Origin of the sequence: Nostoc mirabile CHAB5784 (assembly GCF_020829645.1) — a bacterium.
GTDB classification, from domain to species: domain Bacteria; phylum Cyanobacteriota; class Cyanobacteriia; order Cyanobacteriales; family Nostocaceae; genus Nostoc; species Nostoc mirabile.
Genome location: NZ_JAIVFS010000004.1, coordinates 212,615 through 226,470 on the forward strand (window position 1 = coordinate 212,615; position 13,856 = coordinate 226,470).

General features: G+C 40.9%; 14 protein-coding genes and 1 tRNA gene. 13 read left to right on the forward strand and 2 right to left on the reverse strand.

The annotated features are described in order from the left end of the window. The first annotated feature begins 204 nt into the window (after positions 1–204). From LC653_RS05320 to ylqF, 7 genes are all read left to right on the forward strand, one after another. A complete protein-coding gene (locus LC653_RS05320) occupies positions 205–1,410 on the forward strand; it encodes a murein hydrolase activator EnvC family protein (protein WP_229493114.1) in 1,206 nt (401 codons plus the stop codon). A gap of 65 nt (positions 1,411–1,475) precedes the next feature. Beyond that, a tRNA-Arg gene (locus LC653_RS05325) sits at positions 1,476–1,548 on the forward strand. Positions 1,549–1,995: 447 nt separating this feature from the next. After that, the gene (locus tag LC653_RS47205; RefSeq protein ID WP_372478111.1) at positions 1,996–2,118 is read left to right on the forward strand and encodes an N-6 DNA methylase; all 123 of its coding nucleotides are present in this window, start codon (positions 1,996–1,998) and stop codon (positions 2,116–2,118) included. Positions 2,119–2,324: 206 nt separating this feature from the next. After that, complete coding sequence (locus LC653_RS05330) at positions 2,325–2,582, forward strand: DUF2281 domain-containing protein (protein WP_229493116.1); 258 nt, start codon at positions 2,325–2,327, stop codon at positions 2,580–2,582. Further along, positions 2,582–3,004 carry a type II toxin-antitoxin system VapC family toxin gene (locus LC653_RS05335; RefSeq protein WP_229493118.1) on the forward strand — a complete coding sequence of 141 codons (423 nt, stop codon included), beginning with the start codon at positions 2,582–2,584 and terminating at the stop codon, positions 3,002–3,004. The genes LC653_RS05330 and LC653_RS05335 overlap by 1 nt, the downstream gene beginning before the upstream one ends. Before the next feature lie 129 nt (positions 3,005–3,133). Continuing rightward, the gene (locus LC653_RS05340) at positions 3,134–3,517 is read left to right on the forward strand and encodes a VOC family protein (RefSeq protein WP_229493120.1); all 384 of its coding nucleotides are present in this window, start codon (positions 3,134–3,136) and stop codon (positions 3,515–3,517) included. 87 nt (positions 3,518–3,604) lie between these two features. Further along, a complete protein-coding gene (gene ylqF / locus LC653_RS05345) occupies positions 3,605–4,486 on the forward strand; it encodes a ribosome biogenesis GTPase YlqF (RefSeq protein WP_229493122.1) in 882 nt (293 codons plus the stop codon). Between the two features lie 27 nt (positions 4,487–4,513). On the opposite strand, the gene LC653_RS05350 is transcribed toward ylqF, so the two are convergent. Further along, positions 4,514–4,921: a hypothetical protein gene (locus tag LC653_RS05350; protein ID WP_308189038.1), complete on the reverse strand. Its 408-nt coding sequence runs from the start codon at positions 4,919–4,921 to the stop codon at positions 4,514–4,516. A gap of 75 nt (positions 4,922–4,996) precedes the next feature. Between LC653_RS05350 and LC653_RS05355 the strand changes: the two genes are divergently transcribed. The 4 genes from LC653_RS05355 (at position 4,997) to LC653_RS05370 (ending at position 9,604) form a co-directional block, all read left to right on the forward strand. Beyond that, positions 4,997–5,188, forward strand: a complete 192-nt coding sequence (locus LC653_RS05355; RefSeq protein ID WP_229493124.1) for a hypothetical protein — start codon at positions 4,997–4,999, stop codon at positions 5,186–5,188. A 290-nt stretch (positions 5,189–5,478) separates the two neighbouring features. Continuing rightward, positions 5,479–7,131 (forward strand): adenylate/guanylate cyclase domain-containing protein, encoded by a 1,653-nt coding sequence (locus LC653_RS05360; protein WP_229493125.1) that lies wholly within the window; start codon positions 5,479–5,481, stop codon positions 7,129–7,131. 757 nt (positions 7,132–7,888) lie between these two features. After that, positions 7,889–8,857 carry a lipase family protein gene (locus LC653_RS05365; protein ID WP_229493127.1) on the forward strand — a complete coding sequence of 323 codons (969 nt, stop codon included), beginning with the start codon at positions 7,889–7,891 and terminating at the stop codon, positions 8,855–8,857. A gap of 276 nt (positions 8,858–9,133) precedes the next feature. After that, complete coding sequence (locus tag LC653_RS05370; protein ID WP_229493128.1) at positions 9,134–9,604, forward strand: hypothetical protein; 471 nt, start codon at positions 9,134–9,136, stop codon at positions 9,602–9,604. Positions 9,605–9,648: 44 nt separating this feature from the next. Here the strand turns inward: LC653_RS05370 and LC653_RS05375 are convergent, their stop codons facing one another. Next, positions 9,649–10,272 carry a Uma2 family endonuclease gene (locus tag LC653_RS05375; protein WP_229493129.1) on the reverse strand — a complete coding sequence of 208 codons (624 nt, stop codon included), beginning with the start codon at positions 10,270–10,272 and terminating at the stop codon, positions 9,649–9,651. Between the two features lie 227 nt (positions 10,273–10,499). Here LC653_RS05375 and LC653_RS05380 point away from each other — a divergent pair, with 227 nt between their 5' ends. After that, a complete protein-coding gene (locus LC653_RS05380) occupies positions 10,500–11,867 on the forward strand; it encodes an NAD-dependent succinate-semialdehyde dehydrogenase (protein ID WP_229493148.1) in 1,368 nt (455 codons plus the stop codon). Positions 11,868–12,016: 149 nt separating this feature from the next. Further along, a complete protein-coding gene (locus LC653_RS05385; protein WP_229493150.1) occupies positions 12,017–13,660 on the forward strand; it encodes an acetolactate synthase large subunit in 1,644 nt (547 codons plus the stop codon). Positions 13,661–13,856: the final 196 nt, after the last annotated feature.

Consider the following 13,856-nt stretch of genomic DNA (forward strand, 5'->3'; position numbering starts at 1 on the left):
GGGTTTGCTCAAGAACTGCTCCTCTTCTCCCCCTGCTTCCCCTGCTCTAATTGTTGACATAACTGGAACCTTTGTTTAGGGACTTCCCAATAAAAAATATCTCAGAAGTGAAGACAATTTAATCATGCGTTGGAGTGGGTGAATCAGATTTTGGGAATAATCCTCATAGTGTTTGAAAGCATCGTTTTGGTTGGGCTTCACGCTATGAGAGCGCGATTTATAGGAAAAAAGCAGATTTTTGGCTATTTATCTATTGCATTTTGCTGCATTATGTGGATTTGTTTGGCATTAATTCCAGTCCACGCAACCTCTACAGGATCTATTGATAATTTGCGACAACAGCAGCAACAAATGAACCAGCAGCGTCAGAGTGTGGTTAAAGATCGCGATCGCTTAACAAATCTCCAACAAGAGGCCCAAAAACACCTCACTGGTTTAAAACAAAATCTGCAAACTACAGATAGCTATATTCAAGAGAGCGAATCACGATTACAACTCGCCACCGAACGCCTCCAGCAATTGGAAACTGATTTAGCAGTAGCGCAACGTTCTTATGAGGAGCGGCAAATAGCAACAGTAGCACGATTGCGTTATCTCCAGCGATCGCCTGCATCTGTTGGATGGGCAGTTTTGCTCCAAAGTCAAAATATCAGCGACTTTTTCAGCCGTCGTCATCAGTTGAAGTTAGTGTATCAGGCAGACGAACAAATTTTGGTAAAACTCAACCAACAAGCAATCCTGATAAATAAACAAAAAACGGACGTAGAACAGCAAAAAAACGAAATTGCCTTGATTCGTGAGCAATTGTTAGCACAAAAATCCGATTATCAAACTCAGGCGGAGTCACAATCAGAATTGATTCAACGTCTTAATAGCGATCGCCTAGCCTTGGAAGCAGCGCAAAATCAGCTAGAGAGGGAATCTCAAAATCTGGAAGTCTTGATTCAACAAAAGGTAGCAGAAGCCAGAGCAACAGAGGAGGCGCAAGCAAAAACCAACAGTCGGACAAGTGTGATTATTCGGGGAACTGGTGTAATGGCATATCCTAGCGATGCTTCTACTAGTAGTCCCTTCGGCTGGCGGATGCACCCAATCCTTGGCTATCGTCGCTTTCATGCCGGGTTAGATTTTGCCGCTAGCTATGGTAGTAAAATTCGGGCAGCCGATTCGGGCAGAGTGATTTTTGCTGGGTGGTACGGTGGTTATGGCAGAGCTGTAATTATCGACCACGGCAATGGTATGACTACACTCTACGGACATACCAGCGAGTTGTATGTTTCCGAAGGACAAGCAGTCGAACGCGGACAAGCGATCGCTGCTGTTGGTTCCACAGGTTTCTCAACTGGCCCCCACCTCCACTTTGAAGTCCGCCGCAATGGTACACCGGTAGATCCAGCTAATTATCTTTGAACCCAAAAACCAAGTTTCTCTAGGCTGCAAATCTATCACAGACGTGCTATAATGTGTAAGACTAAGGGCGCGTAGCTCAGTGGATAGAGCAACAGATTCCGGTTCTGTGGGTCGGGGGTTCAAATCCCTCCGCGCTCGTTACCTTTAGAAGACTAACCAGGAAATCGAGAGGTCATTTATTTTCTCTCATGGGATAAACCCAATTTATCCTATGAAACATAATGGCAACGGGTAGCTGTAATATAAAAAATTATTTAGACTTAGTAATATAATTTGGGATTATCTAAAAAGAATACATGCGTCAGTCGTCAGAATTCAGAATTGAATTCTGTATGAATGGCGGATGAATAAATGGGTTTAAGACCCCCACCAAATCTATTATTTGGTGGTCAACTTTCCCAGTGGGGGTCTGAATCCCCCACTGATTGCATTCTGACCGGAGCAACGGAAACGTCTCCGGCTCTGCTCCTGAATTCTGACTTCTGAATTCTTCAAAAGTTATTGATAAATCCTGTCTATAATAATCCCTAATAACTTACTAGAAAATAGATTTTTAATATAATTTATACTAAACATCAAATTGAGATTGGCGATACATCCAGGCAACCTAAATTTACGGTTGACAAGAAGGTGATGCACTTTGATTATGTGGTTGCTAATCCGATGTGGAATCAGGAAAACTACGGCGCAGATGTTTATGAAGAATAGAAGAGTTGAGGGAAGCGGATTAGAATCTTAGCCCCTCGCAGTTTGTAGATGTTAGCGATAAAGTTGTGCATCGTGCGATCGCGGATATTTTGACAGATTTGGCGGTAGCCAGACAAGAGAGGGAATGCGCGGATAAAGATTTAGCTGAGGTACTTGCTAATTTGAGACTTTAGATTTTGGATTGATTTTTTCAGGAGGATAGGATAATGACTCAAGCAATTGATAAGGAACAAATGATAATTGATGAATTTAAAAAGTTATCTCCTGAGAAGCAGCAGGAGGTATTAAATTTTATTGAATTTTTGCAGTTTAAGGAGATGCAAAAGCAGGAGACACTTGAAGATAAAGAGAAGGAAAAACAAGTTTCATTTTTAGAAGCTGCTAAGGAGTATATTGGATGTGTTGATGGAGGAACTGGAGATTTGGCGACTAATAAAAAGCATTTAGAAGAATACGGTAGGTAGTGAAGCAAAATATCATTATTGATACTGGCCCTCTAGTTGCTTTAATTAATAATCGGGAACAATATCATAGTTGGGCTACTAAAGAAGTTGCTAATCTAGCTTACCCTTTCTTTACTTGTGAAGCAGTAATTAGTGAAGCGTGTTTTATATTGCGAAGTTTTTATGGCGGAGAGGATACGGTTATGTCTTTACTAGATACTGGCTTAATTCAAATCTCTTTTCGTCTCAGTGATGAAATAGGAACGGTTAGAGAGTTGCTGAAGCGGTATCAGAATGTGCCGATGTCGTTAGCTGATGCGTGTTTGGTAAGAATGAGTGAGTTAATTGTGGGGAGTTGTGTCTTGACGCTAGATAGTGATTTTCGGGTTTATCGGAAGAATAAGAATGAGATGATGGATTTGATTATTGCTGATGGGATATAAAAGGGGATAGATATAAGTGAGATACAAGTACCTAAAATTACAGCCAATCACTTTTAAAACATCCTCTAAGCTTGACATTTTGCCTGTCTATGATATGTAACTTAAAAGTTCAAAAGGCGAAAGGAAAATATGGTTTTCCAGTACACTAACGCATTTGTCACCATAGCATCGGTTAATTGCGAGAATTTGGTGAACTTCTATACTAAATTCCTGGAGCAAAAGCCAGTTATTTTGATTCCGAATGTTTATGCTGAGTTTAATTTGGTCAGTATGCGTTTAGGTATTTTTAAACCAAAGAACACAAATAAATCGGAATTTGAAGCGATTGCCAAAAGTAAGATAAGTTTGTGCTTAGAGGTGAGTAACTTAGAAGATGCGATCGCTCACCTAACAGTTTTAGGCTATCCCCCACCAGGAGACATTTCCATTGCTTCCCACGGCAGAGAAATTTATGCCTATGATCCTGATGGCAATCGTTTGATTTTACATCAAGCTGCTACAGGAAGTCATTAGTCATTTGTCATTGGTCATTTGCAAATAACAAAGGACAAATAACAAAGGACAAATAACAAAGGACAAATAACAAAGGACAAAGGACAAATGGCTATAACTCAAAACTATAGATTAAACCTGATTCAATGGTATCCAGGTCACATTGCGAAAGCTGAAAAAAAGCTCAAAGAACAGCTGAAGCGCGTAGATGTGGTGTTTGAGGTACGAGACGCGCGGATTCCCTTAGCGACTCACCATCCCCAAATAGGTGAGTGGGTGGAGGGTAAGACACGGGTGTTGATACTTAACCGAGTAGATATGATAACGCCGCAAATGCGATCGCTGTGGATTGATTGGTTTAAACATCAAAGGGAAGTCCCTTATTTTACCAACGCTCAACATGGTAAAGGTATAGCAGAAGTGGCGCGGGCAGCGCAAGCAGCTGGGGTAGAACTTAATCAAAGAAGAAGCGATCGCGGCATGTTACCCCGTCCAGTGCGGGCTGTAGTGATTGGTTTTCCCAATGTCGGTAAATCAGCTTTAATTAACCGCCTGTTGGGACGGCGAGTAGTAGAAAGTGCAGCCCGTCCTGGGGTAACTCGCCAATTACGCTGGGTGCGAATTTCCGAACATTTGGAATTGCTAGATGCTCCTGGTGTCATCCCTCTAAGATTAGAAGACCAAGATGCAGCATTGAAATTAGCCATTTGTGATGATATCGGTGAAGCTTCTTACGATAATCAACTAGTAGCAGCAGCCCTAGTGGATTTACTCAACTATTTGTCAGCTGTAGCCGCAGATTTATTACCAAAGAAACCATTACAGTCTCGTTATCAACTCGATTCGACATCAGACACCGGAGATACCTATTTGCACGCCTTGGCAGAGCATCGTTACAAAGGTGATATAGAGCGAGCTGCAAGGCAACTTTTAACAGATTTTCGCAAAGGTTTGTTAGGTGAAATTAGTTTAGAATTACCTCCTAATTAAATTAGGGTGACAGAAAAGGAAAATTTGTTAATTTCTCATTTTTAATTTAGCAGCCCGCGCCCTTAAAATTAACATAGTTCCTTCTGGAAATAACATACCAAGTAATAGGCTTTTTAGACTAAGGTTTTTCCCACTCTCACTTACTAAAATACCTTCCAATATTAGAGAAGGTATTAATATTCCTCCAAAAATGAATAAATTAGAAAATATTAATCTTCTTTTTGCTAGAACAGTTAATATCGTTAAGCCAAACCCTAAAGGAATAAAAGTTAGTGCATAGTAAAAAATCCTCTGATTTTTAGGTATTAATTCCAATAAATTCAAAGAGGAAAAATTCTGTAAATTATCTACATATACTTGGATAGTTGCTCTGGAATAAGTGATGATTAGATGGTGAGGTTTAGTGTCTGTAAAAATATTATACCAATTCTGCATGAAGATGCACATAATAAGACCCCCCTGTAGTCCTCCCGATGCTTTGGGGGGACGGCGTAGCCGGGGGGTAAATATATGCAGCTTCACAAAGAAACGGTATTAGGTATATTCAGTCTTAAATCTGCTCCATTTTCTCCAGTTATCGGCGTTGGTAATCGAAAATCTAAGTTATTTCCCTGCTGTCCCAGTGTCAAATTGCGACGTAGGGAAGTGCCGGAAATCGAAATAATGCGGGCAGGGCCAAAAGGAGGTAAAGCAGGAAATTAGCCCCCTGCCTTTTAAGGGGGGTTGGGGGGATCTTCGCTCGATAAACAGCCGCAGTCTGAACTTACCGCGCTGGCTCACAAAACTGAAAATTTGCTGGCTCCCCTTCACAACGAGATTCAAACCCACTCTGAACTGAACCTACAACAAAATTGCCTCTTTCAACGTAATATCCATCACATGCAGTTGTCGGAATCCAGTTAACAGTGTCATAAAGAAAAGGTGAAGGTTAACCTGTAGGGTATAACTTACCTTAGAGTTGCTTGCACCTCTAGCTTCGATGGATCACACTCATGACTGAACTGACGCTACGCCTACAAGAGGGAGATACCGAGACAACGATCGCAGTTGATCAAGATATATTCACAATTGGTCGTTTGCCGGAATGTAACCTGTACTTACCTTTTGCTGGAGTATCTCGCAACCATGCCCGCTTGCTGAAAACAGCTGACGGTGTGTGGACTATTGAGGATCTGGGCAGCAAAAACGGGACGCAAGTAAATAAATATCTTGTTAACTTTCCCCAAGAGTTACATCACGGCGATATCATTTGGCTGGGCAATGTTAGCCTGGTAGTGCTGCTCACAAGCCCTGTTTCCCAACAGACACTTGGGTATCCTGGAACTTCCGACATTAATGAACAAAGAACAATTCTTCACAATGTCGAACAATTACAACAGCAATGGATCGCAGCTGATAGCAAAGATGGCAACATCAACAATAAAGACAAAACCATTGCCCGTCTCAAAGACTTAGTGGACATAGCTAAAAATCTTTGTGCGGCGGCGTCTATAGAAGAGATTTTTTCTCAAGTGCAGCAAGTGGTTTTTCGTTACCTTGATAGTATCGATCGCTTGGCATTATTAATTGATGTTAATGGTTGCGGTCAATTAGAATTAGTGAATGCTGCCACTAGAAATGTTTCCCAGCAAAAACATCTCCCCTCTGATGGAAGTTGGATTAGTCGTAGTATCTGTCAAAAGGTATTTGACGAAAAAGTTGTCATTCAAACCGCCGATACCCAGCAGGATGAACGGTTTGCTAGTGAACAGAGTATTTTGTTCAAAGGCATTCGCAGCGCGATGGCAGTGCCTTTATGGGATGAAAATAAAGTTGTGGGCGTACTGTATGCCGATGCCAATCTTTCTTCTTACCATTGGGCAAATGAAGGCGAAGAAGAACTCAGCTTTTTTTCAGCTTTAGCAAACATTGTGGCTTCTAGCGTCCAGCGTTGGTTGCTGGTAGAGAAACTCAAAACTGAAGAAATGATTCGTCACCGACTAGAACGCTATCATTCTCCAGCAGTCGTACAGCAGTTGATATCTTTAGGTGCATTACCGGGTGGTCGTTTAGCTCCCACCGAGAGCGAAATCAGTATTTTGTTTGCAGATTTGGTTGGCTTTACGGCAATTTCTGAACGGTTAACGCCAACTGCGATCGCCCAACTATTAAATAATTTATTTGAAGAAATGCTAAAAGAAGTCTTTACTTGGGGCGGCACTTTAGATAAATATATTGGCGATTGTATTATGGCATTTTTTGGCGCTCCAGAACCGCAACCAGATCACGCCGATCGCGCTGTTGCTGCTGCTAAAGGGATGCTCACTCGTCTCGAACATCTTAATGCCAACGGTTTTTGGCACGAACCGCTTCAATTACGTATTGCTATTAATAGCGGTAAGGCTGTTGTGGGAGATGTCGGTAGTTCCCAAAGGGTAGATTATACGGCATTAGGCGCGACGATTAATCTTGCTGCTCGCATGGAAGCAGTTTGTCCACCTAGTGAATGCGTGATTAGTGAAGCCACTCATAAAATGCTTTCACTGCCTTCAGACTTTGAGGAAATGGGAGATTATCGTTTCAAAGGTATTGAGCGATTAGTTAAGGTTTATCAGACAAAATTGCAGCCAATGCCAACAATTATTAATCCATTTATTAATCTTTAGGCATTGGGCATAATAGGGAATGGGAAATAGGAAAAAATTGCTAATTATGAATTACGTTAGGGACTTTCAAATAAAAAATATCTAACTATTTATTGTGGAGTGGGCGTCTCGCCCGCCCCATTGGTGTCAACTTAAAGTTAAGGAGCAATTGTCAATAAGTCATCCTACTCAAAAGCTTGCTGAAATCAAATTAGTTGATTTAAGAAAAGCGATCGCTTTTCTCTTGAGTGACGATGGCGTATCCGCCCGCTTTATAGTGAGCGCACTTTTTAAAGTTGGTAACAACTTTATAGCAGTTCAATAATTTCAGTAGCTCTTTAACTATACGATAAGGTATATTTTCACACTTAAATAACTTTGGTCATAAGTCTACAAATGCGATCGCCTACGGTGGGTAAGTACGCCATCACTTTTCTCTTCAGTGGCACTGTTCACCACTGAAGATGTTTAGTAAGCGCCTGATTGTAGCGATCGCTTGATTCATATTTTGGTTCAGCAAAACCGGAAATTTTCTATATTGTTTTCTAAATGGGGTCTGTATACGGAAAAAGTTTGTATATTGTCCAAAAATAAATATTACAGAGAAAGTTTCTATATATTTATAACAAATTAAGTAAATAGGCGGAGAAGCTTTGGTATATTATTGGTGTTATAACAAACCTCTGTAACAGTACCAATTTCAAAATACCCGGTTGGAAATTACAGGTAGCGAACAACCTAATTAACAAGTATCTTAGACATCTGTAAGGTTAAACTTATGACTTCATTTGCTTCTCTCTATGAGAAATTTGATGCTTTTCAAGCTCGAAAACTTGCAGGATTAATTCAACAAGCGTATGACCAATTTGACCTAAGAGGAACAGGGATTTGGAAACTTGAAGGGTCTCACGAATTAGTTGGTCAACTTGGTAGAGAAGAAGTTCCCTTTGGTTTTGTTGTCTCTGAAACCGATAGCAATAATGTAGTGGTTGTATTTCGAGGCACAAAAAGATTTATAGAGTGGTTCAAAGACGCGAATATTCAACTTGTTTCTTACAGAAACAGCACAGAAAAGAATGGACTAACGGTGAAAGCAACTTGGGATATTGCTGATGGTGTTACTCAGGAGTCTTCAAGCGAAATTCCGACTATTAATGATTTTGGCGATGTAACCGCAGGTTTTCGAGCGATCTACATTAATCTCCGGCAACAGATGGTTAGAGCACTCGATCAATGCTCGGCAGATTCTCGAATTTTTGTAACGGGACATAGCCTCGGTGGTGCGTTAGCCACTTTGGCAATTCCGGATATTCTCAACAATACTCAGTTTAATAACCATCAAAAGATTGAACTGTATACCTTTGCAAGTCCACGATGTGGGGACAGGACTTTTGCTACTGCCTTTCAAGAGACAGGCATACAGCACTGGAGAATTGCAAATACTGAAGATTTTGTGACGACGCTTCCATTCCCAACAGGAAATGTTTTTAGAGCGGAATCACCAATGAAATCACCAGAGGCAGAACTCGGTCAAGGTGGAGTAAACGGTGTGGATGAAAATCCAAATCCAATTTTTGGGTTTTTCAAAGAAATGTATAACAGAAGAAAAAGAAGAATGCCAGACTACGTACATACTGGTACACCTATCTATTTTACATTTCACGCATCTGCTCTAGAAATGCATCATAATTTGCATGGGGTTTATATGAATGGAATTGGTCAAGACCCACTTAATATTAGAAAATAATTTGTTAGTAAAATTTTGGCTGATACCAATTCTCTCTGAAGCTGCACATTATTTTTACCCCTCCCAACCTCCCCTTAACAAGGTGAAGTGCCGCAGGCGGTGGGGTTCTTTCTATGCGTCTTCATAAAGAATTGGTATGACTATGCAAAATATTAAATTGGAGGTGATCAAGACTTAAGTTTTTAGTTTTTAGAGCGAATCAATTTATAAAATTTGGGAGATGCTTAACCCTAGTATCAGTTGATTTTCGTGTCTTCTATAGGTAGTAAAAAGTAAATGGATAATGACTTAAACAAAATATCAATGTCTGACTTTCAGAAAGAATTCATTCTTTTAGAGTATTCTGAGATTCGCAGACAGAACCAATCCTACTTTGAAGAAAGTAATAATTTGGCTCGTTATGCAGTAATCATTGCAGGTTTAGTTTGGACATGGTTATTAATACAAAAACCTCCACAAAGAGTAACTATAATTGCAAGTTGGTTGCCACTATTGACTTCTCTCTTGTTCACAGCTAGAGTTATTACTCTTTGGCTTGAGTTACTGCACCGAAGCAGATATATAAAAAACATTGAAGAAATGCTTAATATTCCAAAAAACTCAAATCCAAATGACCCTAAATTTGAATTTGGATTCGAGAAGAATCTTCCAACAAATGGGATAAGTTGGATTTTTGGGAGTGCAGCCGCTTTCTGGATTATATTAATAATTACTACAGCAGTAGTACCAAAGCTATTATTTGGCTGATCCTACTTAATTTTGAGATGAAGTTGAATAGCCTCATGCTCAATTTAGCTGACCGTGCCAGCGCGAAAAATTTGCTCTGCGGTCAAATTAAACTGTGGAAAAGTTGGCGACTGGATACAGTCATCTCCTCGAAATTTACTAACGCGATACTCACCTTCTTCTAAAGAGCAAACCAAAATAGTAGGTTGTTTGGGCTTGCCAATAAATTCTCTACCACCCAATGCACCATAATCTACAATCCAGTATTCAGAAATTCCCATTTCTTCATAATCAGCGTATTTTTTCAGATAATCATCACGCCAATTGGTACTTACCACCTCAATTACTAAAGGAATTGATGCTGCTTGAGTAACAGTTGATTCTTTTTTCCACAATGGTTCATTAACCAAATTAGTAAGATTTAGGAGCAGCAAATCTGGCGAATAAGCTGATTCGTTTTCAAGTGGTTTAACTAATACTGTTTTTGGTATACCATACCGCAGTCCGAGGCGACTATATTCTAAAGTTATTTTTGTAGATAAAAATACAATAATCTCTTCATGGTCGCCTGTTGGTTGGGGCATTTCTACTACTACTCCATCATATAGTTCGTAACGTTGTCCTGTGTTATCTGGATATTTAGCAACGAATTCATCGAATGTAACTACTTTGCGTAAGACTTGAGTCATAGCTTGATTCCTCAATTGTGCAAATTATAACAACTTTAATTGTATTTAAATCATCAATATTAATACTTATTGATTGGTATACTTTAATTAAATTAAAGTTGCAAAATTGTAATATTGGGCAGCTAATTCTTAGCTAAAAGACTAGAATTTAGGTAGTAGCTTCCTAAATTTATATGTATAACATTAGGAAGCCTACTTCAAGCTATTTTTTAACGGGAGGTCAGGTAATGGCGATCGCCACCATTAATCCCGCCACTGGGGAAACTTTTCAAACCTTTGAGCCACTCAATGATGCAGAAATTGCCGCTAAACTCGATTTAGCTAATCAGACTTTTGAACAGTATCGTCAGACTAGTTTTTTGACGCGATCGCACTGGCTACAAAAGGCTGCTGATATTTTAGAGCAAGACAAAGCAGAATTTGCGAAGTTAATGACTCTAGAAATGGGTAAACCATTTAAAGCTGCGATCGCGGAAGTCGAAAAATGCGCCGTCGTCTGTCGCTACTATGCCGAACACGCCCCTGGTTTTTTGGCTGATGTCAGTGTAAAAACTGATGCCAGCCAGAGTTTTATACGTTATCAACCAATGGGCGCAATTCTCGCGGTGATGCCGTGGAATTTCCCCTTCTGGCAAGTGTTCCGCTTTGGTGCACCAGCGCTAATGGCGGGAAATGTCGGCTTACTCAAACATGCTTCCAATGTGCCGCAGTGCGCCTTGGCAATTGAAGATATTATCCGACGGGCAGGTTTTCCTGAAGGTGCGTTTCAAACTCTATTAATAGGCGCTGCCAAAGTCGCCGATTTAATGACTGATGACCGCGTAAAAGCTGCTACATTGACCGGAAGCGAACCAGCCGGTGCATCCCTCGCTGTCGCCGCCGGGAAACAAATTAAAAAAACCGTTTTGGAATTGGGAGGAAGTGACCCGTTTATTGTGTTAGAAAGTGCTGACTTAGAGACAGCAGTTGTCACAGCTACTACAGCGCGGATGTTGAATAACGGGCAATCATGTATTGCAGCGAAACGTTTTATTGTCGCAGAAGCGATCGCAGACAAATTTGAAAAATTACTTTTAGAAAAATTTGAGTCGCTGAAAGTAGGCGATCCCATGCAACCAGATACCGATTTAGGCCCACTGGCTACTCCTGGTATTCTCCAGGATTTAGATCAACAAGTGCAAAATGCTATTAGCAGTGGTGCTAAAGTCCTCACCGGTGGACATCCTTTATCAGATCGTCCTGGAAACTTTTATCCACCAACGATTATCATAGGTATCCCGCCTGAAGCACCAATTGCCAAAGAAGAATTCTTTGGCCCGGTAGCCTTGTTATTCCGGGTTCCAGATATCGATGCTGCCATTAAACTCGCTAATGACTCACCCTTCGGCTTAGGTGCAAGTGCTTGGACAACCAATAAACAAGAGAGCGATCGCTTGGTTGAGGAAATCGAAGCTGGTGCCGTGTTTATCAACAGTATGGTCAAATCCGATCCTCGGTTGCCCTTTGGTGGCATCAAGCGTTCTGGATATGGCAGAGAATTGAGTATCCAGGGTATACATGAGTTTGTCAATCTTAAAACCGTGTGGGTTAAATAATTAGTCATTAGTCATTGGTCATTGGTCATTGGTCATTGGTCATTGGTCATTAGTCATTGGTCATTGGTCATTGGTCAAAGGACAAAGGACAAATGACTAATGACAAAGAACAAAAGTCTTATTCGTTAATAGAGTTGTCGGGAAATAAAATGAATACAGCAGAATTATTGGTGCAGTGCCTAGAAAATGAAGGAGTGCAATATATTTTTGGACTTCCTGGTGAAGAAAACCTGCACGTTTTGGAAGCGTTAAAACATTCTTCGATTAAATTTATTACAACTCGTCATGAACAGGGTGCAGCATTCATGGCCGATGTCTACGGACGCCTGACAGGAAAAGCTGGAGTATGTCTTTCTACTCTTGGGCCTGGGGCAACCAACTTGATGACTGGAGTAGCAGATGCTAACCTCGATGGTGCGCCCTTAGTGGCGATTACCGGTCAAGTGGGAACAGATAGAATGCATATTGAATCCCATCAATATTTAGATTTGGTAGCAATGTTTGCACCTGTTACCAAGTGGAATAAGCAGATTGTGCGACCGAGTATTACACCCGAAGTAGTACGGAAAGCATTTAAGCGATCGCAATCGGAAAAACCTGGTGCAGTTCACATCGATTTACCAGAAAATATTGCTGCCATGCCCGTCGAAGGCAAACCTTTGCGTAAGGATAATAGCGAAAAAACCTATGCATCTTTTGCTAGCATTCGGGCAGCAGCAGCTGCAATTTGCCAAGCAGTTAACCCATTAATTTTAGTCGGAAATGGGGCAATTCGCGCTCATGCAAGTGATGCAGTAACGCAATTTGCCACCTTGCTGAATATACCTGTTGCCAATACATTCATGGGTAAAGGTGTTATTCCCTATACACATCAATTAGCTTTGTGGTCAGTGGGATTACAGCAAAGAGATTTTATTACCTGTGGCTTTGATAACACAGATTTAGTAATTGCGATCGGCTATGATTTGATTGAGTTTTCCCCCAAAAAATGGAATCGTAATGGTGAAATTCCGATTGTGCATATTGGGGTAAGTCCGGCGGAGATTGATAGTAGTTATATTCCCAACGCCGAAGTCGTGGGAGATATTTCAGATTCACTCTATGAAATCTTAAAATTAGCAGACCGACAAGGTAAACCCGATCCCTTTGGCATTAGCTTAAGGTCAGATATTCGGGCTGATTACGAACAGTATGCCCATGATGACGGATTTCCCATCAAGCCGCAAAAGTTAATTTATGACTTACGCCAAGTGATGGGCCCAGATGATATCGTCATCTCTGATGTTGGCGCACATAAAATGTGGATGGCTCGTCATTATCATTGCCATAGTCCCAATACTTGCATAATTTCCAACGGCTTCGCGGCTATGGGTATTGCTATTCCTGGCGCTTTAGCAGCAAAACTCGTTCATCCCAAGCGCAAAGTCGTTGCTGTAACAGGCGATGGCGGCTTTATGATGAATTCTCAAGAATTAGAAACAGCCTTGCGTGTCGGTACGCCCTTTGTCACCATAATTTTCAATGATGGTGGCTATGGATTAATTGAGTGGAAGCAAGAAAATCAATTTGGCAAAGGAAACTCAGCCTTTGTGCATTTTAGCAATCCCGATTTTGTTAAATTTGCCGAAAGCATGGGTTTAAAAGGCTACCGAGTTGAATCAGCTTTAGATTTGATTCCCACTTTGAAAGAAGCCCTCGCTCAAGATGTACCCGCCGTGATAGATTGTCCCGTAGATTATCGGGAAAATCACCGCTTCAGTCAAAAAGCCGGCGAGTTGAGTTGTGCAGTGTAAAAAGTAGAGACGCGATTAATCGCATCTGTACAAGAGACGCGATTAATCGCATCTGTACAAGAGACGCGATTAACGCTCTTTTATTACTCTCATGAGAGTATAATTAATTACTAACAGTTTAACTTAGCAAGGGTATTTAATTGGGTTCAAGAACGGCTACCTCCACGATCACCGTGGTAGATCAGTACTGCGATGC